Annotated in this window: 18 protein-coding genes and 2 pseudogenes; 10 read left to right on the top strand and 10 right to left on the bottom strand. The window is 40.1% G+C overall.

Translation table 11 applies throughout. From position 1 onward, the window contains the following. Positions 1-80 precede the first annotated feature (80 nt). Entirely contained in the window at positions 81-767 is a 687-nt protein-coding gene (locus EGS47_RS02360) for a superoxide dismutase (RefSeq protein ID WP_119686725.1), read from the top strand. Between the two features lie 59 nt (positions 768-826). On the opposite strand, the gene lysS is transcribed toward EGS47_RS02360, so the two are convergent. Then, a complete protein-coding gene (gene lysS, locus EGS47_RS02365) occupies positions 827-2,356 on the bottom strand; it encodes a lysine--tRNA ligase (protein WP_005003294.1) in 1,530 nt (509 codons plus the stop codon). Positions 2,357-2,615: 259 nt separating this feature from the next. On the opposite strand from lysS, the gene EGS47_RS02370 reads away from it, so the two are divergent. Continuing rightward, positions 2,616-3,119: a YqiA/YcfP family alpha/beta fold hydrolase gene (locus EGS47_RS02370; RefSeq protein WP_005003292.1), complete on the top strand. Its 504-nt coding sequence runs from the start codon at positions 2,616-2,618 to the stop codon at positions 3,117-3,119. A gap of 64 nt (positions 3,120-3,183) precedes the next feature. On the opposite strand, the gene EGS47_RS02375 is transcribed toward EGS47_RS02370, so the two are convergent. Further along, positions 3,184-3,720 carry an adenine phosphoribosyltransferase gene (locus EGS47_RS02375; protein WP_005003289.1) on the bottom strand — a complete coding sequence of 179 codons (537 nt, stop codon included), beginning with the start codon at positions 3,718-3,720 and terminating at the stop codon, positions 3,184-3,186. A 394-nt stretch (positions 3,721-4,114) separates the two neighbouring features. On the opposite strand from EGS47_RS02375, the gene rubA reads away from it, so the two are divergent. From rubA to oxyR, 4 genes are all read left to right on the top strand, one after another. Then, positions 4,115-4,279: a rubredoxin RubA gene (gene rubA, locus EGS47_RS02380; protein WP_004990351.1), complete on the top strand. Its 165-nt coding sequence runs from the start codon at positions 4,115-4,117 to the stop codon at positions 4,277-4,279. 79 nt (positions 4,280-4,358) lie between these two features. Next, positions 4,359-5,540 (top strand): rubredoxin reductase RubB, encoded by a 1,182-nt coding sequence (gene rubB / locus EGS47_RS02385; protein ID WP_005003284.1) that lies wholly within the window; start codon positions 4,359-4,361, stop codon positions 5,538-5,540. 60 nt (positions 5,541-5,600) lie between these two features. Beyond that, complete coding sequence (estB, locus tag EGS47_RS02390) at positions 5,601-6,545, top strand: esterase EstB (RefSeq protein ID WP_004990357.1); 945 nt, start codon at positions 5,601-5,603, stop codon at positions 6,543-6,545. Between the two features lie 6 nt (positions 6,546-6,551). Further along, on the top strand, positions 6,552-7,457 hold the full coding sequence (oxyR, locus tag EGS47_RS02395; RefSeq protein ID WP_004990358.1) for a LysR family transcriptional regulator OxyR: 906 nt from the start codon (positions 6,552-6,554) through the stop codon (positions 7,455-7,457). 469 nt (positions 7,458-7,926) lie between these two features. Here oxyR and EGS47_RS18590 read toward each other — a convergent pair. Continuing rightward, positions 7,927-16,137: pseudogene (locus EGS47_RS18590) on the bottom strand (Ig-like domain-containing protein); the annotation flags it as partial. A gap of 470 nt (positions 16,138-16,607) precedes the next feature. Further along, positions 16,608-18,107 carry a cation:proton antiporter gene (locus EGS47_RS02405; protein WP_119686490.1) on the bottom strand — a complete coding sequence of 500 codons (1,500 nt, stop codon included), beginning with the start codon at positions 18,105-18,107 and terminating at the stop codon, positions 16,608-16,610. Between the two features lie 245 nt (positions 18,108-18,352). Here EGS47_RS02405 and EGS47_RS02410 point away from each other — a divergent pair, with 245 nt between their 5' ends. Further along, a complete protein-coding gene (locus EGS47_RS02410) occupies positions 18,353-18,913 on the top strand; it encodes a hypothetical protein (protein WP_228711788.1) in 561 nt (186 codons plus the stop codon). A 169-nt stretch (positions 18,914-19,082) separates the two neighbouring features. Here EGS47_RS02410 and EGS47_RS02415 read toward each other — a convergent pair whose 3' ends face one another. Then, positions 19,083-19,643, bottom strand: coding sequence for a flavodoxin family protein (locus tag EGS47_RS02415; RefSeq protein WP_119686492.1), 561 nt, complete (start codon positions 19,641-19,643; stop codon positions 19,083-19,085). A 133-nt stretch (positions 19,644-19,776) separates the two neighbouring features. On the opposite strand from EGS47_RS02415, the gene EGS47_RS02420 reads away from it, so the two are divergent. Then, on the top strand, positions 19,777-20,160 hold the full coding sequence (locus tag EGS47_RS02420) for a winged helix-turn-helix transcriptional regulator (protein ID WP_119686493.1): 384 nt from the start codon (positions 19,777-19,779) through the stop codon (positions 20,158-20,160). Positions 20,161-20,174: 14 nt separating this feature from the next. Beyond that, on the top strand, positions 20,175-20,558 hold the full coding sequence (locus EGS47_RS02425; protein ID WP_119686494.1) for a VOC family protein: 384 nt from the start codon (positions 20,175-20,177) through the stop codon (positions 20,556-20,558). A gap of 6 nt (positions 20,559-20,564) precedes the next feature. On the opposite strand, the gene EGS47_RS02430 is transcribed toward EGS47_RS02425, so the two are convergent. The 5 genes from EGS47_RS02430 to lolA form a co-directional block, all read right to left on the bottom strand. Further along, on the bottom strand, positions 20,565-21,044 hold the full coding sequence (locus EGS47_RS02430) for a tRNA (cytidine(34)-2'-O)-methyltransferase (RefSeq protein WP_044436037.1): 480 nt from the start codon (positions 21,042-21,044) through the stop codon (positions 20,565-20,567). 35 nt (positions 21,045-21,079) lie between these two features. After that, positions 21,080-22,453: a siroheme synthase CysG gene (gene cysG, locus EGS47_RS02435; RefSeq protein WP_119686495.1), complete on the bottom strand. Its 1,374-nt coding sequence runs from the start codon at positions 22,451-22,453 to the stop codon at positions 21,080-21,082. A gap of 68 nt (positions 22,454-22,521) precedes the next feature. Beyond that, on the bottom strand, positions 22,522-23,793 hold the full coding sequence (gene serS / locus EGS47_RS02440) for a serine--tRNA ligase (RefSeq protein WP_005003260.1): 1,272 nt from the start codon (positions 23,791-23,793) through the stop codon (positions 22,522-22,524). Positions 23,794-24,018: 225 nt separating this feature from the next. Continuing rightward, complete coding sequence (locus tag EGS47_RS02445) at positions 24,019-24,804, bottom strand: RsiV family protein (protein ID WP_119686496.1); 786 nt, start codon at positions 24,802-24,804, stop codon at positions 24,019-24,021. A gap of 159 nt (positions 24,805-24,963) precedes the next feature. Further along, complete coding sequence (gene lolA / locus EGS47_RS02450; protein ID WP_125269139.1) at positions 24,964-25,659, bottom strand: outer membrane lipoprotein chaperone LolA; 696 nt, start codon at positions 25,657-25,659, stop codon at positions 24,964-24,966. Positions 25,660-25,959: 300 nt separating this feature from the next. On the opposite strand from lolA, the pseudogene EGS47_RS02455 reads away from it, so the two are divergent. Further along, a pseudogene (locus tag EGS47_RS02455) lies at positions 25,960-26,843 on the top strand (pirin family protein). Position 26,844 lies beyond the last annotated feature (1 nt).

The following is a 26,844-nucleotide window of genomic DNA, read 5'->3' on the forward strand; positions in this document are numbered from 1 at the left end:
ATGTAACCAAGAATCATTCTCTATAATAAACCCGTTACTATGTGATCTTGAAAAAGTTTTCGACATATAAGGACGATCCAATGACACGAGCATTTAAGACTACGCTTTTTCTTTTAACTACATCAGTCATCAGTATGTCTGCACTTGCTGACTTTAAACAAGCACCTTTACCCTATGCCAGCAATGCTTTAGAGCCCGCCATTGATCAACAAACCATGGAAATTCATTATGGCAAACATCATAAAGCTTATGTCGATAACTTGAATGCACAGATTAAGACTTATCCAGAGCTCGACAAAATCGAACTTATTCAGCTACAAAAACAGATTTCAAAATACAATACAGCTGTTCGTAATAATGGTGGTGGTCATTTTAACCATACCTTCTTTTGGGATAGCCTAGCACCCACAGCGAAAACAGGGCAACCAAGCGCAACACTGCTGAAAAAAATCAATCAGGACTTTGGTTCATTAGATGCCTTTAAACAAAAATTTAACGAGGCAGCTTCGGGTCGTTTTGGTTCAGGATGGGCTTGGCTGATCGTCACGCCAGATGGAAAACTTGCCATCACCTCAACACCGAATCAGGATAATCCACTCATGGATATTGCTGAAACAAAAGGTACGCCTTTACTCGGATTGGATGTTTGGGAACATGCCTATTATTTAAAATACCAAAATCGTCGTGCGGACTATATCAAGGCATTTTGGAGTGTGGTGAACTGGAATAAAGTCAACGAACGTTATACACAAGCCGTCAAAAAATAATTTTTCTGCATCCATAAAAAGCAAGCGCCATTTAGGCGCTTGTTTTTGCTTTTAAAATATTAACCTTCTTTCCGACGCATATGCGGGAATAAAATAACATCACGGATACTTGGTGCATCAGCAAATAACATCACCAAACGATCAATTCCGATGCCTTCACCTGCGGTTGGTGGTAAACCATACTCAAGTGCTTCCACAAAGTCAGCATCATAGTGCATCGCTTCATCATCACCTGCATCTTTTTCTGCAACCTGCGCCTGAAAACGTTCCGCTTGATCGATCGGATCATTCAACTCCGAGAAACCATTCGCCAATTCACGACCACCAATAAAGAATTCAAAACGATCAGTAATATGTGGATTGTCGTCGTTACGACGCGCTAGTGGTGACGTTTCCGCTGGATATTCAGTAATAAATGTAGGCTGACGCAATTTGGTTTCAACGGTTTCTTCAAACACAATCGTTTGTAATTTACCTAAACCAAAGCCAGGTTTTACCTGTTCTTTTAATACGTCTTGAGTAAATTTAGCCAAAAATTCACGATCATTCACATTTTCAGGCGTAAATTCTGGATTATTTTCCAAAATCGCATCGAACATGGAAATCTTTTTAAACGGCCCTTTAAAGCTGAATACTTCGCCTTGATACGGAACGTCTGTACTACCCAGAATATCCAGAGCCAATTTTTCCAGCATGTTTTCAGTCAATTGCATCAGGTCTTTATAATCCGCATAAGCCTGATAAAATTCGATCATGGTAAATTCAGGGTTATGACGTGTCGATACCCCTTCATTACGGAAGTTACGGTTAATTTCAAACACACGTTCAAAACCACCTACCACCAGACGTTTTAAATAAAGCTCAGGCGCGATACGCAAGAATAATGGCATATCCAATGCATTGTGATGCGTTTCAAATGGACGCGCAGAAGCACCACCCGGAATGATATGCATCATTGGGGTTTCAACTTCCATAAAACGTTCATTGTTCAAAAATGCACGAATCCCTGCAACCACTTTGGCACGAATTTCAAAAGTCTTACGCGTTTCTTCATTGACGATCAAATCCAAATAACGTTTGCGATATTTAGCTTCGGTATCAGTTAAACCATGAAATTTGTCTGGTAAAGGACGCAACGATTTGGTCAGTAATTCAAAGCCTTCAAGGTGAACATATAAATCGCCTTTGCCTGAACGACCAATATAGCCTTCAGCCGCGATAATATCGCCCAGATCCAGACTCTTAATGGTTTCCAAAGTTTCTGCTGGCAACCCTTTACGGTCCACATACAGCTGGATACGACCTGTCATATCCTGAATCACCATAAATGATCCACGATTGAGCATGACACGCCCTGCAACTTTCACATAAACATGTTCAGCCGCTTCAATCTGTGCTTTATCTTGATCGTTAAATTGTTCTTGTAAATCAGCAGCGTAATGTTCGCGTTTAAAGCTGTTTGGCCACGGACTTTGGCCACTTTGCTTCGCATTGTCCTGAATTTGTTTTAACTTGGCATGACGCTGTGCAATTAAATCGTTTTCGGAAATAATGGGTTCAGAAGTCGATTGAGCGTTTTGTTGCGTCATCTCTGCCTCGATTAAGTAAAAAAATGAAGTCGTAGAGTTTAGCAGATGTCATCAGATTTTCGTATGATTTCTTCGGCTCTATCTTTGAAATTCATGTGAATCCTATTTTCTTGAATGCTTTAACCCATCTCCTTAGACCAAAATCTAAGATTCATTCTCCATACTTCACAGTAAAATATTTAAACATTGAGGTGCTTTTAAAACGAATAGCTGTGGACATGGAATGACCAGTTTATTCATCCTACTGGTTTAAATAAAAATGCTGCAAGATCAATTTAAAATATTATTTTTGCATGGCTTGGATTCCTCGCGTGAATCCACCAAGTTTCATGCTATTCAAAGTACAAACAAGTTTTGTATTGATGTCGATTATCGCAATTTAAACTATGAAACAGTTGCACATTTTTATCGAAATATTATTCAAAGCATTCGACCAAATATTCTGATTGGACATAGTCTAGGCGGGTATTGGGCGCTTAAACTCTCTAGTCAATATCAATTGGCTGCGATTGTGGCTAACCCAAGTTTAACCCCTCTTTTTCGTGATGACTATCCCCCTATTTCGCCTGAAGATCTGGATAACGATCTTCCACGACTGGCTTATCTTGAATTAGGTGATGAGGTGATCGATATGCGTGAAGTTCAATCACAATTGGAAAACTATATGCTAATCGATGCTGTTGAAGGTGGTCATCATCGTCTTGAACAGCCCGAAAAGATTAATCATCTAATTGAACATATTCAAAAACAGTACTTTAAGTAAATCTGAAGGCTATCCTATAGCGCCTATAGAGAATGAGGTCTCATTCTCTTTTTATGGATATGATTTATTCAGAATAACCCTCAGATTTATTATCTAGCACATGCCAGACTGATAAACCTAAATCCGCATGAAGATCTGGCAAATCCAGTAAAATGACAGCACCCAAGACCTGATGTCCACATTTTTGACAAAGTTGATTAACCGCTTTTAAGGTTCCACCTGTCGCTAGCACATCATCTACCAAAATAACTTTTTGCGCTTCGATTTGCGCTGACATTTCTAACTGATCTGAACCATATTCCAGACTATAACCAACACATTCGACTGGTGGTGGTAGCTTGCCCGCCTTACGCACCAACAATAAACCTTTTTTTAATCGTTGTGCCAATAACGTGGCTAATACAAATCCTCTTGCCTCCACTGCAACAAAACTTTCGACCTGTTGTAATTGTGACTCGGGAATGGCTGCAATTAATGCATCAGTGAGTAAGTCTAGTTCTTTGACAAATAAAGGAGTTAAATCATAAAAACAAATGCCTTTTTTAGGAAAATCAGGCACAGTCCGAATATGCGACCATAAAGTCTGAGCAAGAGCGGTCATAAATACAATCTAAGATGGCAAATGAATGTCTTAATTTTACACCTTCATATTTAACTAGACCAGTGAGACCAATCAACAACAAGATTATTGATTAATTATCACGCCACTTTTTCAAGAAAACCGCGATACAACCAATTGTAAAACATCAATTTATTTTTATTCAAAATGACTTAATTGGCTTCATTGCCCAAAAAACCACGCTTTTGTCCCAAGCTGCCATTCCGCTTTTATTCTGAATGATTAAACTCCTTTAATTGCTTTACTTAGCTGATGATCTGCGCAAAAATCATAAGTTGTATAAATGTGATTGCATTTATCGCTAGAGTCTATATTTAGAGAATGGATTCGTTTTACGACAGGCAGCTGAAGCGAACTTATCGGGTTGGAGAATCAAATGAAAAAATATCAATGCATCGTATGTGGATGGATTTATGACGAGTCAGAAGGCTGGCCACAAGACGGCATTGCACCGGGGACAAAATGGGATGACATTCCAGATGACTGGACTTGCCCAGATTGCGGCGTTTCAAAAGCTGATTTTGAAATGATCGAAATCTAATATGTTTCATCAAGACCATGTACAATTCATGGTCTTTTTACTTAAAAGTTAATCATTTACTGTGAATGGAGAATACGCAATGCATCCTATCGTCATCATTGGATCAGGCATGGCAGGTTACACGTTGGCTCGCGAGTTTAGGAAATTAAACCCAGACCATGAACTTCTCATGATTTGTGCTGACGATGCAGTAAATTATGCTAAACCGACTTTATCTAATGCACTTGTTGGCAATAAAGCACCTGAACAAATTCAGTTGGGTGATGCCGAAAAAATGTCAACACAACTCAATATGCAAATTCAGACGCATACATGGGTCAAAGAAATTCATGCAGATCGTCATGAGCTAGTCATAGAAAAAGATGGACAACAAAACGTTCAACCCTATTCAAAATTAGTGTTAGCTGTGGGTGCAAATCCGATTCGCCTTGCCATTGCAGGCGATGGAAGTGATGACATTCATGTGGTGAATTCACTGATTGATTATCGCGCCTTCCGCGAAAATCTAGCGCAATGTAATGACAAACGTGTGGTCATTTTAGGCGCTGGGCTCATTGGCTGCGAATTTGCAAATGATCTTCAAAATACAGATCACGATGTCACCGTCATTGATTTATCACCTCGTCCTTTAGGTCGTCTATTGCCAGCCCATGTAGCCGAAGCATTCCAACAAAATCTAGAACAAAGTGGCATTCGTTTTGTACTTTCAACCACAGTTGAAAAAGTCACAAAAATAAATGATGGACAGGATTATGCGGTTACACTTGCCAACGGGCAGACCCTCGTTGCAGATATCGTCCTTTCAGCCATTGGTTTACAGCCTAATATCTCTTTGGCAAAAACCGCCGAGATTCAAACCAGTCGTGGTGTCATTACCAACAGTTTACTCGAAACTAATCAAACTGATATTTTTGCAATTGGCGACTGTGCCGAAGTCAATGGAACATTGCTTCCTTATGTTATGCCAATTATGCAGCAAGCTCGTGCATTAGCTAAAACATTAACTGGACAAACAACGTCTGTACATTATCCAGCCATGCCCGTTGCTGTTAAAACACCTGCGGCACCTCTGACTGTACTTCCCGCCCCTGTAGATGTTGACGTCAATTGGGAAACTGAAGAACTTGAAGATGGCATGCTTGCAAAAGCTTCAGATGCTGAGGGGACATTACGTGGCTTTGTACTGCTTGGGCCAACAGCAGCGAAACAACGTTTGACCTTAACAAAACTCGTTCCAGACTTGATTCCAGCTCAAATTTAAGGTTTAAATAATCCAAGGCATTTATCTTGTTAAATGCCTTTTTGGAGAATCAAAAGAAAAATGAATAGCGCCTTGGAATACAAAGTTTCACCTTACACCTCATTTATGCATGAAACAAAAGTCAAACTGAGCAATGGACTTGAACTTCATGTCGAAGTCGGTGGCGATCCTGAAAAACCAACGATTTTATTGGTGATGGGCTTGGGCGCCCAAATGTTATTCTGGCCTGATTTCTTTTGTAAATCATTGATCGATCAAGGCTTTCATGTCGTTCGTTTCGATAATCGTGATATTGGTCTTTCCTCCAAGATTCGACATAAAGGGAAACGTTTAAATACGCTTAAGCTGATGGGACGTTTTGCATTGGGTTTAGGCAATCAAGGTGCGCCTTATACCCTTTATGATATGGCTGAAGACGTATCCATGTTGATTGATGAAATGCAATTGGGTAAGGTTTATGTACTCGGAGCATCAATGGGCGGGATGATTGCCCAAATTGTTGCGGCGAAATATCCTGAAAAAGTAGAGAAGTTAGGTTTATTATTTACCAGTAATAATCAGGCCTTGCTACCGCCTCCATTTCCCAAACAGCTTTTTAGTCTGATTGGTAAGCCTAAATCCAATGATGAAGATGGTATTATTAATCATAGCCTAAAACTTTATGAAATTATTGGCTCACCGGGTTATGTCAATCAAATGGAAGCCATGCAAACTGCACGCAAACTTTATCAACGCAGTTATCATCCTGCGGGCGTGTTACAACAATTTTTAGCCATTTTATGTACAGGTTCATTACTACAACTTGATAAGCAAATTCAACAGCCCACCCTTGTTGTACACGGATCACAAGATCGGTTACTTCCGCCAAGTCATGGTAAAGCTGTTGCCAAAGCAATTTCAAATGCCAAATTTGAATTAATTCATGGAATGGGGCATGATATCCCTGCACATTTTATTCCACAACTTAGCGGTTTATTTGCGAACCACTTTAGAACATCAAATTAGGACACTATGGCTGCATTACCATCATTGAGACAGCTGTCATACTTAGTGACGCTGTCAGAAACGTTGCACTTTACAGAAGCAGCACGTCGTTCTTTCGTCACGCAGTCGACTTTGTCGGGCGGGATTATGGAACTTGAACGTTTGCTTGGTGGCGTTCTGGTTGAACGTGACCGCCAAAATGTACGTTTAACTCCGCTTGGTGAACAAGTGGTTGCGCGGGCTCGTGTTTTACTGGCAGATGCTCAGGATTTGATGCGTTTAAGTCGGGAAATGAGTGAACCTCTCACAGGAGATCTCCATTTGGGGATTATTCCGACCATTGCGCCTTTTATTTTGACACCGCTTCTTGAAGAGGTGCATAAGCAACTTCCTAAGATTCAGCTTCATCTACACGAAGCACAAAGTGAAAAAATTGTAGAGCGCCTTGAACATGGCAATCTGGACATGGTGCTGTTGGCTCTACCATTTGATACCCGCGGCTTAAAAGTCTCAGAAGTTGCCAAAGAAGACTTATACCTCGTCTGTAATAAACATGATCAACATTCTTTAAATGCTCAATCTTTGGATGATCTTGATTTATCCAGATTGATGCTTTTAGAAGAAGGTCATTGTTTACGTGATCATGCTTTAAGTGCCTGCCCAATTGGTGAGCGTAAAAATGATAATCGTCTGAAAGCCAGCTCCTTACCTACCCTGATTGAAATGGTATCTTCAAACTTAGGCTTTACCTTGTTACCTGCGATCGCGATTGAAACGCATATGTTAAAGGGTAATGATGAGTTAGTAATCAAACCACTTCAGGATGCTCCAAGTCGCACCCTCGCCTTAATCACGCGCAAAAGTACTCCACTTCAAAGCGAGTTTGATGTGATTTTAGGTATTTTGAAAAAGATTACAGCGAATTTAAATTAACACTATCTATAAATAAAAGAGTTTTCGCATATTACGAAAACTCTTTTTTATGATTAAATTTTTAATATTCTTTAATCACGATAAAAGCGAATACATTATTCACTTTTATCTCACGCTAATTTACTTAGAAAATAATTTGTTGATTATGTAATAAATCATCAATGGTTAGATTGGCATGCGTTTCATTGGCCTGAAAATTAAGTGTAAGTAGGGTTTCAGATTGATATGATCCAGCTGTACCATCGCGGTCAACATTGAGTTTATAAGACGTATCACTCACTTTAACCAAGCTTAAATAATCATTGATATTTCCAGCGTTGGCAGAAGAATCCAACAACTCTGAGACATTAATTTTATCCGCATTTTGGTCTGTCGTGATATTGCCTACATGGAAATCTGTCCAAGTATCTAACCCACTATGACCGCCTAAACTGTTATTGGATAAAAGATCAAAGAATACCGTATCTGAACCCGAACCGCCATTAAATGTATTTTGTCCAGAACCACCATTAAGATAATCATTTCCGGCGCCCCCATTCAAAATATCGTTTCCATCGCCGCCTCGAAGTATATCGTTAGCAGATCCGCCCTTTAATATATCATTACCAGCAAGACCATATAGATGTACAGATGATGTGCTACTTGCATAATCCAGTGATGAAGAATCATCTCCAGATGTACCTACATGTACTGGCGTATTATTTCCAGAAAGTAAGTTTTTCAAGACTCCCGCATCAGCTAAATCCATTCGAGTATATTCTGTTGAAAGATTTGTCAGATCCGTTGCTTTAATCGTCAAATCATTCAAAAGACTGAGGCTTAAAACTCCCCCTAAAAGGCCACCCGACATTTTCACTGAAGCTAAAAACTCATTAATGATCTGATTATCAAGTGGGGTATTTGCAGTTAATGACTCAATGGTAATTTTGGCTGGTTGGCCAGGAATTAGAACTATTCCCAAGAGAGGATCCGTAACCGTCAAACTACTTGTCTGTGCAGTTATTTTTAAACCAAACATTTCTGCTAAATATTGCGAATATTCAAACTTTTCACCACCTAATGAGACTGTTGAATCTAATGTAATTTCAACTTTTGATAAATTGTTATTAACATCAGCCGCTACAAAGAACTGCTTATTTAAATCAATTAAGCCCGTAACATCTGCACCCACTAAACCTAACAATGCATTACTATTTGCCGCAGCAATTGGTGCTGCTGGTCCAGTTACATTAAGAGTAAATGTTGAATTTGTCTGATTTCCAGCAACATCACCCGCGCTAATTGCCCAAGTATGTTGAACACCTGTCGCAGATGAGGTCAATGCGTTTGTTGGCGTGTAACTCCAATTTCCACTTGCGTCAACATTCACGGTTATAGGTGTTCCACCATCCTGAACAATGCTAATCGTAGTATTAGGCTCTCCTTTCCCATACAGTGTTGGTGTTGAGTCATCTGTAGTTGCCCCAAAATATAAATTATTTTGCGACACGCCTACATTGTCCTGCGCACCCAAAATACTGAGCAAAGGCGGTGTGGTATCAATCGTTACAGCGCCCAAATCGGTTATTGCACTAACATTACCCGCACTATCTTTTTGTTGAACCTCTACGCTGGTATAAATACCATCATTTAATGTAAAGCTTGAACCTGTACCTGTTTGCCAACTACCACCATTTACACGATATTCCCATGTTGCATTTTGCTCAACTCCAGTAACATTTATCGTTCCATTATTGGTAATATGATCTGCATTACTGCTTCCATTATCTGCAGCTAGACTTAAACTAAGAGTAGTTGCACTTTTATCAGCAATATTAATGGTTAAAGTTGCTTGATCTGAGCTAATACCGTTAGACAACGTATAGGTAAATACATCTGTTTTTCCTGCTGATGTTGCATCTCCATAGGCATTATAAGTATAGGTACCATCTGCTTTGATGGTTAAGGTGCCATATTTCCCTGCAAGCGTAACATCAGTATTATCAGATAAAACTACTTTTTGAACACCCTCACTGTTTTGAATTAAAGTAATAAAATCACCCTGATTTGGATGATCATTTGTGATCACATTTCCTGAAGCGCTTTCTACGGCAAAATCAGTTTCAGTGAGTGTTGTGGTAATAGTCGTGGTTTGAAGAAGAGTCAAGGTATTGCTTAAAAGGGCTTGAGCCACATCTGAAATAATTGTGTCTGCAAGTCCAGTAAAACCAATAGTATTTAAAACACTAACTATAGGATTTACAAGTTGATCAACACCAAGCCCATTAAGTGTAGCTAAAACAGGAGTAAGTAAATTGACCGCAAGTGGTCCAAGTGTAGAACCCAAAGCATTTGATAGCGCAGTTAAAATAACTGTCTGATTATTTGCACCAATGATTACGCCAGCATCCCCTAAATCTTGTAAGGATACTCCACCACCATCGGCATCAAGCAGATTCGTTAAAGTGCTAGAATCATTTCTTACCACCACAGAATAACTACCAGGTAATAAACCATCGATGGTTGCAGTTAAAGTGTTATCGCCTGTTAGCCCCAATATTGGAAGACCGGCTACATCTCCTAATAAAGAGTTTTGAGTCACAGCCGAATACACAATATTTCCACTGCTATCTATCACATCTAAACGGAATGCATCTGCCACAGCAACCAATGCTGTCTGACTAATCTCAATTTTCAATGAACCAGACTGGTCAGGAGCAACGATCACTGATGCACTATTGTCAGTGTTATAAGTCGACTGTAACAAACCCAATACTTGAGTGTCACTATCAATTACTGGTGCATAAGTGACTGAGGTCTGGCTGATAATATCTAAATCAACCGTATCATTAACAGCATCGACTGTTTCTATCGTATAAACCTTATCTTGTGTAACGATACCAATATTACCTGCTGCATCGCTTGCACTGACACTCACATTGATGGTTTTGTCTGCATCTGCAACCAATTCACTGCCCGCAACACTGATGCTCCATGCTCCTCCTGTTTGTACGGTGGTCGGAATATCTGTGCCATTAACATTGACTGTCACCGCATCGCCTACGCGATAGTCTCCAGTCACACTTCCACTGATAGTCACGTTGCCGCTGGCTTCTGTTGCATTCAGGATGTTGTCAGTGGTGATGTTATTAATAGTAATAGTGGTACTACTGCTATCTGGCGGTGTAGTGTCAACCGTATAAACCTTATCTTGGGTCACCACACCGACATTACCCGCTGCATCGCTTGCACTGACACTCACATTAACGGTTTTGTCTGCATCTGCAACCAATTCACTGCCCGCAACACTGATGCTCCATCCTCCTCCTGTTTGTACGGTGGTCGGAATATCTGTGCCATTAACATTGACTGTCACCGCATCGCCTACGCGATAGTCTCCAGTCACACTTCCACTGATGGTCACATTGCCGCTGGCTTCTGTTGCATTCAGGATGTTATCAGTGGTGATGTTATCAATAGTAATAGTGGTACTACTGCTATCTGGTGGTGTAGTGTCAACCGTATAAACCTTATCTTGGGTCACCACACCGACATTACCCGCTGCATCGCTTGCACTGACACTCACATTAACGGTTTTGTCTGCATCTGCAACCAATTCACTGCCCGCAACACTGATGCTCCATCCTCCTCCTGTTTGTACGGTGGTCGGAATATCTGTGCCATTAACATTGACTGTCACCGCATCGCCTACGCGATAGTCTCCAATCACACTTCCACTGATGGTCACATTCCCGCTGGCTTCCGTCGAATTCAGGATGTTATCCGCGGTGATGTTATCAATAGTAATAGTGGTACTACTGCTATCTGGTGGTGTAGTGTCAACCGTATAAACCTTATCTTGGGTCACCACACCGACATTACCCGCTGCATCGCTTGCACTGACACTCACATTAACGGTTTTGTCTGCATCTGCAACCAATTCACTGCCCGCAACACTGATGCTCCATGCTCCTCCTGTTTGTACGGTGGTCGGAATATCTGTGCCATTAACATTGACTGTCACCGCATCGCCTACGCGATAGTCTCCAATCACACTTCCACTGATGGTCACATTCCCGCTGGCTTCCGTCGAATTCAGGATGTTATCCGCGGTGATGTTATCAATAGTAATAGTGGTACTACTGCTATCTGGTGGTGTAGTGTCAACCGTATAAACCTTATCTTGGGTCACCACACCGACATTACCAGCTGCATCGCTTGCGCTGACACTCACATTGATGGTTTTGTCTGCATCTGCAACCAATTCACTGCCCGCAACACTAATACTCCATGCTCCTCCTGTTTGTACGGTGGTCGGAATATCTGTGCCATTAACATTGACTGTCACCGCATCGCCTACGCGATAGTCTCCAGTCAAACTTCCACTGATGGTCAAGTTGCCGCTAGCTTCTGTTGCATTCAGGATGTTATCCGCGGTGATGTTATTAATAATGACTGTGGTGGTGGTGCTGTTGGGTGCTGTGGTATCAACATTTACAATCGTTTGAGCTGAATCTATATTTCCCAGACCATCGTCATGTATAACAATTATAGTATTGCTACCATCAGCCACACTTACCGAAGTAACAACTTTCTGTGCATCTATTTCTGACTGCGTCAAAGTATGTGACTCGCCATTGATTACAATCACATCTCCAACAACCGCATCTGCACCTAAGCTAATATCTACATTGACTTTACCATCCACACCCAATTCTGCGGTGTTAATCACACCATCATTATTTGCATCTTCTCCTGCTGATAATGCCACGCTACCTATGACATCTTTTGCAGTTGGATCAAAATGAAAGTCATTATTCCCATCCAATGTCGCATTTGTACCCGTATTACCTGCAAGATCGGTATAACCACTTCCTGAAACTTGAATACTTGGTTGTTCTGTGCCTGATTGGGTAAATTTTGCTGTCCAAGTCAAACCGCCATCGGTGCTTTGAAGTTGGGAAATCGAACCGCCTAGGACTTGGATATCTGATTGATCAAATCCAATCACTTTTTCACTAAAATGAAAGGTGATGTCTACTACTTCGTTAGCGGATAAGGTGGTATCACTGGTCGTAATCGTCAAACTTGGCGCTGTCGTATCAATTATCAAATCGAAAGCTGGACTCGTATTGCCTTTGTTACCTGCTGAGTCAACCAAAGCGACAGTAAATGAATGATCACCCTCACTTAAATCAGTTGATGGGGTAAAACTCCACGAACCCGTAGCAGGGTCTGTAATTACGGCTATACCAATCGCGTTACCATTATCGTAGACAGTGATTACACTGCCATCCGTTAAACCAGATGGACCTACAATACCCATAAGGGTTGGGGTTTTGTCGTTACTGCTATCACCAGAATCCAATGCTCCCGTTTCAGGTACTGCATTATCTTCAACAGAATTTATAGTTGGAGTGAGAGTTGGTGCTGTCGTATCAATATCAATACGAATACTATCAGTCACACTTTCATTGCCAGCCGTATCAATCACTTTTGCACGATAAGTATGCTCACCATCACTAGCACCTGTAATATTTGGACCACTTAAATCGGTCCATGTACCAGCGATTAATTCTTGATAAACAACAGTGGTTCCCGCTTCCTGACCAGAAATACTGAGGTCAAAGCTATTATCATTAGTGATACTATCTCCCTGTACTCCACTATCCGTCAAATTAGTAAATTCCAGCGCACCAGCTAATGGTGGAGTAGTATCTATACTAATATTAATATTGGGAGTTGTACTTTCATTACCAGCAAGATCGATTACTTTTGCACGATAAGTATGCTCACCATCACTAGCGCCTGAAATATTCGGGCTAGTTAAATCCGTCCATGTGCCAGCAATTAATTCTTGATAAACAACAGTCGTTCCCGCTTCCTGACCAGAAATACTGAGGTCAAAGTTATTATCATTAGTAATACCATCTCCCTGTACTCCACTATCCATCAAATTAGTAAAGATTATGGTTCCAGCTGTAGGAGCAATGGTATCAATTGTTAAATCAAAAGCAGGACTCGTAGCACCTTTATTTCCAGCTGGATCAACCAAAGCAACTGTAAAGGAGTGATTACCCTCACTTAAATCAGTTGATGGTGTAAAACTCCATGAACCCGTAGCGGAGTCTGTAATCACGGCTGTACCAATCGCATTCCCATTATCATAGATAGTAACTACACTGCCATCTGTTAAACCAGACGGATCTACCGTACCCATAAGGGTTGGCGTTTTGTCGTTACTGCTATCCCCTGAATTCAGGGTGCCAGCAATAGGGGCAACATCATCACTCACTGATCCTATTATTGGCGTAACATTTGGAGGCGTAATATCAACATGAACAATAGTTTGAGCTGTATCTACATGGCCAAGTCCATCGTCATGTGTAACAATTATAGTATTGCTACCATCAGCCACACTTACCGCAGCAATAACTTTTTGTGCATCTATTTCTGCTTGCGTCAATGTGTGTGACTCGCCATTGATTACGATTACATCCCCAACAACTGCATCTACACCTAAGCTAATATCAACATTGACTTTGCCGTCAGCTCCTAATTCTGCTGTATTGATTACACCATCATTATTTGCGTCTTCTCCCGCAGACAACACCACACTGCCTATCACGTCTTTTGCATCTGGATCATAATGAAAGTTGTTATTGCCATCCAATATGACATCTGTACCATTATTACCCGCAAGATCGGTATAACCAGTGCCAGAAACTTGAATACTAGGCTGATCGGTACCAGACTGGGTAAATTTTGCTGTCCAGGTTAAGCCACCATCAGTGGTTTGAAGTTGTGAAATTGAGCCTCCTGTGACTTGAATATCAGACAAGTCAAATCCGATGACTTTCTCACTAAAGTTGAAGGTGATATCTACAGTTTCGTTAGGAGATAATGTGATATCAGCTGTGCCAATCGTCAAACTTGGTGCTGTGGTATCGATAGAAATATCTTTGGAAATGGTATTGCTATTTCCTGCGGCATCAGCTGCATTTACCAGAATGGTATGTGAACCATCGGTTAAAGCAGGTAATGTATTGTCTGGCAGCGTCCATGTTCCATCCCCGTTATTCGTAGCTGGATAACTCACACCATCAACGACAACTGTGACTTTTGCAGATGGATCATCAACCGTTCCATGCAATGCTGGTGTATTATCATTGGTTAATAAATTATCTAAACTCACTACTGGCGCCACACCATCAACAACTGCTTGTGCAGGTTGCGAACTATTTCCAGCAGGATCCTGAGCGACCGCTATTATTTTATCGCCATCCTGAAGTCCAGGATTTGGTACATTCCATTTCCCATCAGAATCAGCAACTACTGTCGTTGTAGTTCCATCAGGAAAAGTTACTTTTACTGTAGAACCTGATTCGGCTGTTCCCGTAATTGTATCCGTACCATTTACTGGATTAATTATTGGTACATTGGGTGCAATCGTATCAATCACTAAATTATCTGTTATTGTCCCGACATTCCCTGCTGCATCAGTTGCATTTACCACAATGGTATGTGAACCATCGGTTAAAGTAGGTAACGTATTGTCTGACAGCGTCCAGGTTCCATCCCCGTTATTCGTAGCTGGATAAGTCACGCCATCAACCACAACTGTGACTTTTGCAGCAGGGTCATCAACCGTTCCATTTAAAGCAGGCGTTGAATCATTGGTTAAATGATCATCAAGAGTCACTGCTGGTGCTACACCATCAACAAACACCTCTGTAGGTGATGAAGTATTTCCCGCTGGATCCTGAGCAACCACTGTTACTTTATCGCCATCATGAAGTCCAGGATTTAGTACGCTCCATTTCCCATCAGAATCCACAACCACTGTGGCTGTCGTTCCATCAGGAAAAGTTACTTTTACTGTAGAACCTGATTCGGCTGTTCCTGTAATTGCATCCGTATCATTTACTGGATTGACAACAGGGGCAGTTGGTGCCACTGTGTCGATCACCACTGTCCCAGTGGTTGTCCCCACATTTCCTGCGGCATCAGTTGCATTTATCACAACGGTATGCGAACCATCAGTTAAAGGTGGTAATGTATTGTCTGCCAGAGTCCAAGTACCATTCCCATTATTAGTAGCTGGATAACTCACTCCATCGACGACAACTGTGATTTTTGCAGTTGGATCATCTATTGTTCCATTCAATATGGGCGTTGAATCATTCGTCAATTGAGTAGAAAGAGTCACTTTTGGCGCGACTTTATCTGGATTGTCAACTGGTGTGGCGCCGCTCCCTCCTGATGATCCACCTCCACCACCAGCCGCAGCAGCAATTGCCCCTACAGCAGCTACGCCAGCCACCCATGCCCACGGACTAATCGCATTGCCATGATCATCATATAATAATGGCTCAAGCTTGGTTAATGGTTCATAGATAACGGGATTCATCGCATTGCCTTGAGCATCGACAAACTGCGCCCACATTAATTTATTAGGTGCATCTTCAAACACTAAGCTATTGTTAGTTGCAGTTTGGGTACTAAAGAAATCCTGAATAATGATTTTTTCGCCATTATTCAATTCGACAACTGCACTCGTTCCATTTCTTGTAATGGCTTTAACATCTGTGGATGGGGCTTTTATTAAAACAACTGAGGCTTCTGTTAATTTAACGGTACTAGCAGTTGAATTAACTAAAGTTGCATGGCTCGCTTTGGCAATAATTTGTATGTCTGACATATTCTCATTTCCTTATTTATTTAGTCTTAGGGTTTTATTTTCTAATTATTTCACTTCGATATCTCACACTGTAAAATGAGAAATACTTCAGTTTTTATGTAAATATTATTTAAAACCTAAAATTTAAAAAATAAAATATGCAAAATATGACACATTACAAAAATTATGATGCTTAAATCACTTAATGCATAATCAAAGCACATAAATATTTGTTTAATTTATAAAAATTTATTTAACAACAAAATCAAGTCACATTTAGAATACATTTCGATACAAAAGATACACTATAAGATTATTATTTATTTAGATGATCTTTAACTAAGTTCAATTAGTTTAAATATTTTTTAATAATAGCATTTTCACTTTAATTCATTCTAATATATTTATTAAACAAAATTTAATAAAAAAGCTAAAAGTTACATCCATAAACTTTTAGCTATATTGAAAACCACCTAAAAAAAACTAACCCATTAAAAATTATCGGGATTCTCTAAACGTTTTACTTCTTCAATTTTATTAGGATTATGCACAGAGGCTATTCCATCTTCTGATTTTTTATCAATAATAACTTCAGAGTTGTAAATAGTAATAGTCTCCATTCCGTTGGCATCTTCACCAACAATGTATTTAAACCCACGCCGATTCATTTTATTGCAAAGTTGTTGATACCAGCCTTTAAATCCTTGAGTTTTCTCATTCGGATTATAATAAAATGCATTCATCACCGCAGGTAAACCCAAACCACACACTACACCAGAAAGCAGCACACTAATAAAAGTATAACCAATTAAAATACTACTATATTCACGTAATTCAGGAACGTTTGCGACTGCTAATATTAATGCTAATGAAATACCACCACGTACGCCACCCCAAGATAATATCGTCAAACTACCATTATAACTCTTTGATCTAAATGATGGAAAAAATGAGAAGGATAAAAAGTTTGCTGCAAATCTAGAAATATGTAGCGCAATAAATGCAAGAATCCCCCCAAAAATCATGCTTGCATTTAAATCCAGAATAAAAAGTTCCAACCCAATTAATGTGAAAAGGAAAGAATTAATAATCCCTTCCACGGTATGCCAGAAATGATTAACTTCACGGATTTCTCGTTCCTGTAATATTTCTTTCCATTTATTACCTACGATTAATCCCCCAATCACACAAGCAATCGGTGCGGAAGCATGGGCGAATAATGCCACCAAATAAGAACCACAAGCGAGTAATGCTGTTGTTAAAATCAGCGATTCCATTTCATGTTTCCCACGAAGTAAGCGTAGAATCCCCAAACCGAATGCCCAGCCAATCATCGCAGCAACGACAATTTCATAAACGAAATTTTCAAGTGTATGCATAAGAGAGAAATGTTCCCCTTGCAATACATTGAGTAAGGTCATAAATACCGCAATACACATGGCATCATTAAATAAAGATTCACCTTCTAATTTAACAATCAAATGATGTGGAGCGCGAACCGAACTCAGTACACCCTTAATACCGATCGGATCTGTTGCACCCAAAGCTGACCCTAAAAGGAGTAATACAAGTATAGGAACTGGATGACCAATCAAAAATTGAAAACCATACATTAAACCTGCAAAAAGAATCGCACAAAGCAATAGTGCAATCGTGGCCAGTATCCCGATCGGTTTCCAATGGTTTCGTAAATCAGATATTTTAAATTTGAGCGCTGAGGAGGTTAAGATGAAGCAGATCACACCATTGATTAAAAAGTCATAAAAATCAATCCCCCGTACCGCTTCTTCAATATTATGGATATTGATGGTGATAAATTGATTGCCTTGAAGTAGGTTTGCCCCCCATTGCAAAATAAATACTAATACAGCCGAAACAATAGGCACGCCAATGGCTTGAGGAAAATCTAAAATTCGCTTATTGAACATCGTGGTTGCAATTGAAAGTGCAAATATAACGCTCAGTGCTTGTAGTAAAAAATAATTACCCATAAAAGTCCTTCACTTATTACAGGAATAACCGAAACCGTTTTCAATTATTTCTAATAAAAATACACATCAAAATGTCATTTCAAAGTCATGATAATTTTAACGAAAAGTTTCTCTCAATCTGTGAAATAATTAGCTTTTTTAACATAAAATCTACCCATTCAAAGAGTGTATGATGTTTTTACAATCAACATGCTTGAACAGGTTCGAATGTTAAAGTCTTGGGCTTAATTTTAAAATTTTAGTAGATGAGTATGCATCAAACGATCAAAAAGATATTCCGCTTGAGTCTAGCGATCTGTATTTTTGTAATTACTGCCGCTTTGGTCATCACATGTCTTATCAAAGCGCAGGATATTTTAAACAGTAATGAGCTGTATGAAAGTCGAAAAGTCGTGCATTTTGATACAGATGCAGATCATCAATACATCTTGATGTCGAATAATCAAAAACCAGATCAATCTGCGCTGATCGTGCTAAAAGATCACGGTTATGTGATGGAGCTCAGTTGTGAACACTATTTAAAAACTGTTTGTACGGATCAATACAATCTATTTAGTACACGTTACATCCGCAAAGCGACCATTCAATCGATCGGAAATTATCTTTATTTTCAAAATATTCAATGGATAGACATTCAAAACAATCAACCCACCGCTTTGACTTGGTCACAGCAAGATATTCAACAGCTTTATCAGAATGATATAGACAATTTAAAATATATCTTAGGCGCATTGATTTTATTTTCATTGAGCGGATTGTATGTTTGTTATCGGATCATACGTGATTTTAGAAAATTCATTGCTTAGTTCACATGATGATAAAGATAAATTGAACCTCAATAATTTATCCCATTTTTTATTTTTCAACTAAGATTTTCAATAAAGAGTGACAATGAAACTTGGCTCAAATTTAATCAGCTTTAGATCCAAAAGTTGTCGGATTGATCTGTTAAATCTGAGCCAATATTGAACACCATTATTTTGTTAGGCTAAACTGATCAGTAATCGTTTGAATGCGCTGTGCATAACTTTTTACTGTCTCAATATCACCTTCTGGAATTTCATCTACACTTGCATCAGCGGGAGTTTGAATCAGTGCACCTACTGAACCACCCAGATTATTGATATCCTGACGCGTTGCTGTTTTAGTATTGGCAGGCAACAAACCTAAACTGACCCAAATACCACCATGTTGTGATGCCAATGTCTGGAACTGGATTAGAGTAACTTGTTTATCACCGTTTAAGCTGGCGCTATTGGTAAAACCACCAAAAACTTTATCTTGCCAAGTTCGAGTAAACCATTTTTTTGAAGAAGCATCGGCGAATTTTTTAAATTGCCATGGCGCCGCAGCCATATAGGTTGGTGCTGCAAATACGATTGCAGCAGAATCATCTAGCGTCTGCCAGTCTTGATCCTGAATATCACCATCCTGATTAATTTCAATTAAATTCGCTTCAATTTGCGCGGCAAAAGTTTCTGCCAAAACCTTAGTGTGACCATAGCCTGAAAAATAAACCAGAGATACCTTAGCCATTAGAAATGCCCTATTTGCATGGAGATAGATTAATGATATATTTTAGAAACTAGGTGTCAATTAGTTACCAATAAGTAACCAAGTGCTTTCTCATAAAATATTTACACAAAAGCCACAATTTAGGAGTACAGTCGTGAATTCTGCCTGCGGATATAATGTCTATAGTCAAAATTGTCCTGCACGTCTTTTTTTTGAAAAAATTGCAGATAAATGGGTACTCTTGATTTTAAATGTCTTGGAAGAAAAACCGATTCATTTCAATTTGCTCAAGAAAAAAATTGAAGGGATTTCTCCAAAAGTTTTATCGCAGAAACTAAAAATATTAGAAAGGGATGGCTTTATTTTGCGCGAGGTACAAGATACTGCGCCCATTCGAGTCGAATATCGTTTAACCGATTTAGGTCGCGATGTATCCCAAACTGCATTACAACTCAAAGGATGGGCAGAAACCCATATTGAAGCTGTGCTCAAAGCACAACAAAATTATGATTCATCTCAAAGCACAGCGACATTATAAAAAAGAGAGATAGAATGACACCCCAACCTTTAATTGCAGTTCATAATGTCGAACTCAGTAGTCAGTGGTATCAACAGGTTCTCGCCCTCAAAAGTGGTCATGGCGGCACTGAATACGAACAACTGCTGAACAAACAAGGTGAAATGGTTTTACAGCTACACCAATGGCAAGTGCATCATCACCCTTATTTGGGCAATCCTGATGCCGCCAAAGGCAATGGCGTTCTGCTCTGGTTTAAAACTCCTGATTTTGATGACTTGGTACAGCGTTTACAGATACATCAAGTCAACATTCTGGAACAACCGAAAGTCAATTTAAATGCCAACCATCGCGAAGTCTGGTTTAAAGACCCTGACGGTTATGTCATCGTGGTTGCAAGTCCTTATGGAGATATTTAAATCTTCTTATGACAAAGGCTGAAAACCTTGTTGCCGCCATGCTTCATAGACAATCACTGCCGTTGCATTCGATAAATTCAGACTGCGTGAGTTTTCTGCCATCGGTAAACGAATCCAGTTTTTTTGTGGAAACATTAAACGCACATGTTCAGGTAAACCGCGCGTTTCAGGCCCCATCAATAATGCAACCGAACGATTTAAATCGACTGTATGTGGTGTCGCACTGCCTTTGGTGGTTAATGGAAAAACTTCAGATTCAGTAATTCCATGCGCTTTGAGATATTCAAGGCATTGTTCAATATTGTCCCAGATCTTCATCCGCGCATATTCGTGATAATCCAATCCAGCACGTTTCAGTTTTTTATCATCGAGTTCAAAACCTAAAGGTTTGACCAAATGTAACTGCGCACCTGTATTAGCACATAAACGAATAATATTACCCGTGTTGGCAGGAATTTCAGGCTCAAACAATACAACGTGGATCACAAAGTCTCTCTACTAAATAATTGGAACAATTCGGGCTATAACCATTGCAATTGTTCCCGCAAACTGACCACTTCACCAATAATGGTCAAAGTTGGTGCATGGATATGGTATTCGGCAACTTTAGATGCAATATCAGAGAGTGTACCGACCACTACTTTTTGTTCAGGAGTAGTGCCTTTAGAAATCAAAGCGACAGGCATATCAGGACGTTGACCATGTGCAATGAGTTGCTGGCAAATATGCTCAAGCCCGACTAATCCCATATACAGCACAAGCGTCTGATTTTCATACACCAGTTCATTCCACGGTAGTTCTGGCGAACCCTCTTTTAGATGTCCTGTCAGAAAACGTACACTTTGCGCATAATCGCGATGAGTCAATGGAATACCCGCATAAGCTGAACAGCCTGACGCTGCCGTGATACCAGGCACCACCTGAAACGGAACACCTGCTGCAAATAACTCCTGAATTTCTTCGCCACCACGTCCGAAGATAAAGGGATCACCACCTTTTAAACGGCAAACACGTTTTCCTGATTGTGCGTATTGAACGAGTAAAGCATTAATGCCATCTTGCGGTACACTGTGATTGGATCGCGCCTTACCTACATAGACTTTTTCGGCATCACGGCGGCAAAGCTCTAAAATCGGAGGAGAAACCAAGCGATCATAAATGACTACATCTGCTTGTTGCATCAGACGCAAGGCTTTTAAAGTCAATAACTCTGGATCACCTGGCCCCGCCCCCACCAAATAGACCTCCCCTTTAGGCGCAGTCCACTCAGAAAGCGCCTGTGCCATCATTTGATTGGCGGTTTCCAGATTGTCATGAAACACCTGTTCTTTAAGAGGACTGGCATACAGTTCTTCCCAAAAAATACGACGCTCATCTGGATTGGTAATCTTGGTCTTAACGCGGCTACGCCACTGTCCAGAGAACTCGGCGAGTTTCCCCATACCATGTGGAACCAGTGTTTCAATCTGAGTACGCAACTGACGTGACAGCACAGGTGAAGCGCCATTTGAGGCGACAGAAATCACTAATGGCGAACGATCAATAATCGCAGGCATCATGAAACGACAGTTGGGAATATCATCCACACTATTCACCAACAGATTTCGGAGTTCGGCTTGCTCAAACACGCGTTGATTGACCGCAGCATCATTGGTTGCCGCAATGACTAAACGATAAGCCTGATCCAAATCACTGTCTTCAAATACTTTTAAATACAGTGTCCCTTGGCTTTGTTCAACTAGGGTTTGAAGCTGCTCCTCAATTTCAGGTGCAATTACATCAAGAATTGCACCAGCCTTGACCAGTAATAGTGCTTTGCGATAGGCAATATGCCCCCCACCCACGATCAGACAACGTTGCTGTTGCAACTTAAGTGAAATTGGAAGAATTTCCACAGCCGACCTCTACATCTTGATTTTGGGTAGGTTAAAGCAAAAATCATGCACAATAGATATCGATTTGATTAATCGATATAAGTTGCTCCACCCATATAAGGGCGCAATACTTCTGGAATTTCGATCGAGCCATCAGCACGTTGATAATTTTCCATTACCGCCAATAAAGTACGACCTACCGCCAAACCAGAACCATTTAAGGTATGTACTAACTCAGTTTTTTTCTGATCCGCGCGGTAACGTGCCATCATACGACGTGCCTGAAAGTCACCCATATTTGAGCAGCTTGAAATTTCACGATAGGTATTTTGACTTGGAACCCAAACTTCTAAATCGTAAGTTTTGGTTGAACCAAAACCCATATCCCCGCCACAAAGAAGAATTTTACGATAAGGTAAGCCAAGTGCCTGCAAGACTCCTTCAGCATGACCTGTTAATTCTTCTAATGCCTGCATCGAATTTTCTGGTTTGACGATTTGCACCATTTCAACCTTATCGAACTGATGTTGACGAATCAAACCACGGGTATCACGTCCATAAGAACCAGCTTCACTACGGAAACAAGGCGTATGCGCCGCATATTTAAGCGGCAAACGATCTGCATCAATGATTTCGTCACGCACAAAGTTGGTCACAGGGACTTCAGCAGTGGGGATCAAGTAATATTCTTTTTCGCCTTGTAGCTTGAACAAGTCTTCTTCAAACTTTGGCAGTTGACCTGTACCACGTAATGAATCTGCATTGACCAAATACGGTACATACGCTTCGGTATAACCATTTTTTAAGGTATGAGTATCTAGCATGAATTGCGTTAAAGCACGTTGTAACCGAGCTAAAGGCCCTTTCAATACGCTAAAACGTGAACCCGTCAACTTGGTTGCGGTTTCAAACTCAAGACCGCCCATCCATTCACCCAAGTCGGTGTGATCTTTTATTTCAAAATCGAACTGACGTGGTGTTCCCCATTTTGAGATTTCCACATTGTCATTTTCATCTTTGCCTTCTGGCACAGAATCATCTGGCAAGTTTGGAATACTCAGTGCTTTGTCTTCAATTTCAGCCTGTAATTCTGCTAAAGCAACTTCTGCAGCCTTAATTTCATCACCAATGGCCTGCATACGCGCCATGATCTCAGAGGCATCACCACCTGCTTTTTTAATCTGACCTACCTGTTTAGCACCAGAATTACGTTCTGCCTGTAAACTTTCAGTTTTGGATTGAAACTCTTTACGGCGCGCTTCCAAAGATGCCCATTCAGCAGGATCAAGTTGTACACCACGTTTTGCCAAAGCCTGATTTACAGCTTCAATATTATTTCTGAGTAATTTTGGGTCGATCATAGCCAATCATAAGTTGCAAAGAAAAACTGCCTATAGTGTAAGTGCTTCACAACAAAAAATATAGTCAGCACTGACTTACTTTTGCAACTTAAAGTATTAAAAAAAATGACCAATTCTTTGAACCATAACTGAAAAAACCAAACAAACTTGAGTTAAATATCAATAAAAAATAAGTCAGCACTAAATCCAATTACATGAGCGAAATCAACTTTATTCAAAGATAAATTAATCTCGCGTTAAAATTGGCTGACTTGGTAAATATTCAGGTTTGACTACATCTATGGCCTGATCATAAGGTAATGTCAATTCACTTAAACCTTCGGCATAAGAAGCCAGTTCATACAGTGGATACACAAAGACAATGCCTTCATTACCATAGTAGAAGTTATCGCTCAGTTGAAATTTATCTTTGCTAATATTGTGTTCTTCCAGCCAACTTTGATTAAAGCTATATAAGCGATCACGCACAGTTGTATCGCTTCCTTCTTTCAGTAAGTCTGCAACACTCACGCGTTTTTTCTTATTCAAGTCAAAAATGACATATTCTTCATGATGCATCCCATGTGCTGCGCCCGCCGAGTAGGTATAGCTATATAACTGAAATGAAGCCAAATTATAATTTTGCCCCAAATAACGCACAAAGATCGTGCTTTCACCATCCTGAGGCATACCTTCAGGTAATTTGACTTGCTGATCCTGAATATTGTCAAAAGCATTTGGATCTGCTTTTTTGATCCGATTCATAAAATATTCATTGATCCACGCTTGATTGGTTTCGACTGTTTGGAAATGATACGTGGTACATCCATCTTCCAGACACAGCTTATTTTTGGGTAATTTAACTGTAACTACCTTAGACTGAATGACAGGCACGCTCACTTTTTCAACTTTGCTTTGTGTCGGAGTGTCGTCCTTTTTACTCTCCGTTTTTGGCTGACAGCCCACAGTGAGAAACACAGCGCTTAAAAATGGCAGAATCAATAATGTTGTTTTAAAGTGTCGTGCAGACATTGCCGCCCCTTCTGATCGTTTTCGATGTTCATTTTGATCTACTATACAAAGCTCTATTTATACTGAACATTGAAAATATGTATCTATATGATCCATCAAAAAATTAACCGCCCAAAATGAGCGGTTAACTGAAGCGATGTTTTGGAAATCAACCAGATATTATTGATCAATAATATCTGTTCCCTTTGGAGGCGTGAAATTAAAAGTCGAAGCGGGAATCGATGGATTTAGCTTCACATTATTAAAACGCACATAAGTCGTTTGACCCAAAGAGTCCTGTAAAATCATCAAACTTGGGGCTTTATTTGCACCAAAACTAATGGTCAGACTTTGAAAAGCACCTTCACTGTCTTTAGGGTATAAGGTGTAATAAGTTTTGCTGCTATCAGGCTGAGTCACACGATAAGACTGCATAATCTGATTGGTATTACCCGACAACAATAACGCAGGTGTATTGGCAACCTGATCATCCAGGTTTTGGCGTACCGCTTGCTGTAAATCAGGGTCATAAATCCAGACGGTTTTACCTGTTGTCGCAATCGTTTGTTTTGAGGGTGAAGTCGTTTCCCAGAAGAATTTACCCGGACGTTCTACTTTCATCACCCCTTTAAAGGTTTGATTCATATGTTGTGCGGTTAGACCTTTATTTTTTGGCGCAAGGGTATTATTGGTGGCTTTTGTCGTTTGCTCAAAATTGGCAGATAAACTTTGCATACCGCTGAGTTGTTTCACAAGGTTTGAGGTTGCTTGCTGTTCCGAAGCTGCCGTGGCTGCAAAAGCAGTTGCGCTCATGACAGGTGCAACTACACTTGCGGTTAAAGTTAATGCGTATGCCACTTTTTTTACGGAATTCATAAAATAAAACCTCTAATCAGTTTTTACTGTTATATCGATATCTTACTGTTTTTGAAAAATAAAACTGTGGAGAAACACATTGATTTTGTGTAATTAATGTCTCCAATAACAATTTTATGTACAGAAATCACAGCATTATGAAGAAAATAACAAGATAAAGATATTCAAATACACGCTTGCGGTAATAGGAGAACATACTGAAATTAAAATACAGTGTCCTATTATACAGACTGATCTTATCTGGATAAAAGGCATATGCTAAAACAGATGACAATAGATTAAAAATAATGGAGTTCACCTATGAAAAGCCTTGCATTTATTCATCGCAACGATACCCGTTTTTCAGTCGGTGACTTCTACCCTGTACTTTCCGTGTTTTCTTATCATGAACTAGGCAATACCGTTTCCCCTTTTTTATTGTTGGATCATTTAGGTCCTGGCGTATTAAGCCCATCAAATAAACGTCGTGGTGTGAATGAACATCCACATCGCGGCTTTGAAACCGTAACCTTTATGTTTGAAGGTGAGTTAGAACATCGTGATTCTACTGGCAGTGGCGGAATCATTGCAAAAGGCGATGTACAATGGATGACTGCGGCCTCTGGCGTGATGCACCGCGAACAATTTAGTTCTGCTTTTCGTGAGCGCGGCGGAGCTTTTGAAATGGTACAACTTTGGGTCAACTTACCCGCTAAAGATAAAATGGCCGAGCCACGTTATCAAATTTAAAAAATGCCGATATTCCAAAGGTTGAATTGGCTCAAGAAGCGGGTTCAGTTCGGGTCATTGCAGGACAATACCAACACGTACAGGGTCCCGCACTGACCTACAGTCCAATGACTGTTTTAGATATTGATCTACCTCAAGGACAGCACCTGATCTTACCTGCCCAACATGGGGACAGCACTTTGCTTTATTTGCGTCATGGTCAGATACAATTTACCGAACAAGATGAGCTTTTAGAGGAACAGGCGTTGGCTGTGATGTCGAGTCATGGAGACAATATTAAAATCACGGCATTGCATCACAGCAAATTACTTCTGCTTTCAGGAAAACCGTTAGGTGAACCCATCAATGGTCAAGGTCCTTTTGTCATGAATACTTATGATGAAATTTTACAAGCCTATGACGACATTAAACATCATCGATTTATTCGAAATCAGGCTAAAGAGTCAAGTTCGTAAA

The organism is Acinetobacter sp. FDAARGOS_515, from assembly GCF_003938865.1.
GTDB classification, from domain to species: domain Bacteria; phylum Pseudomonadota; class Gammaproteobacteria; order Pseudomonadales; family Moraxellaceae; genus Acinetobacter; species Acinetobacter ursingii.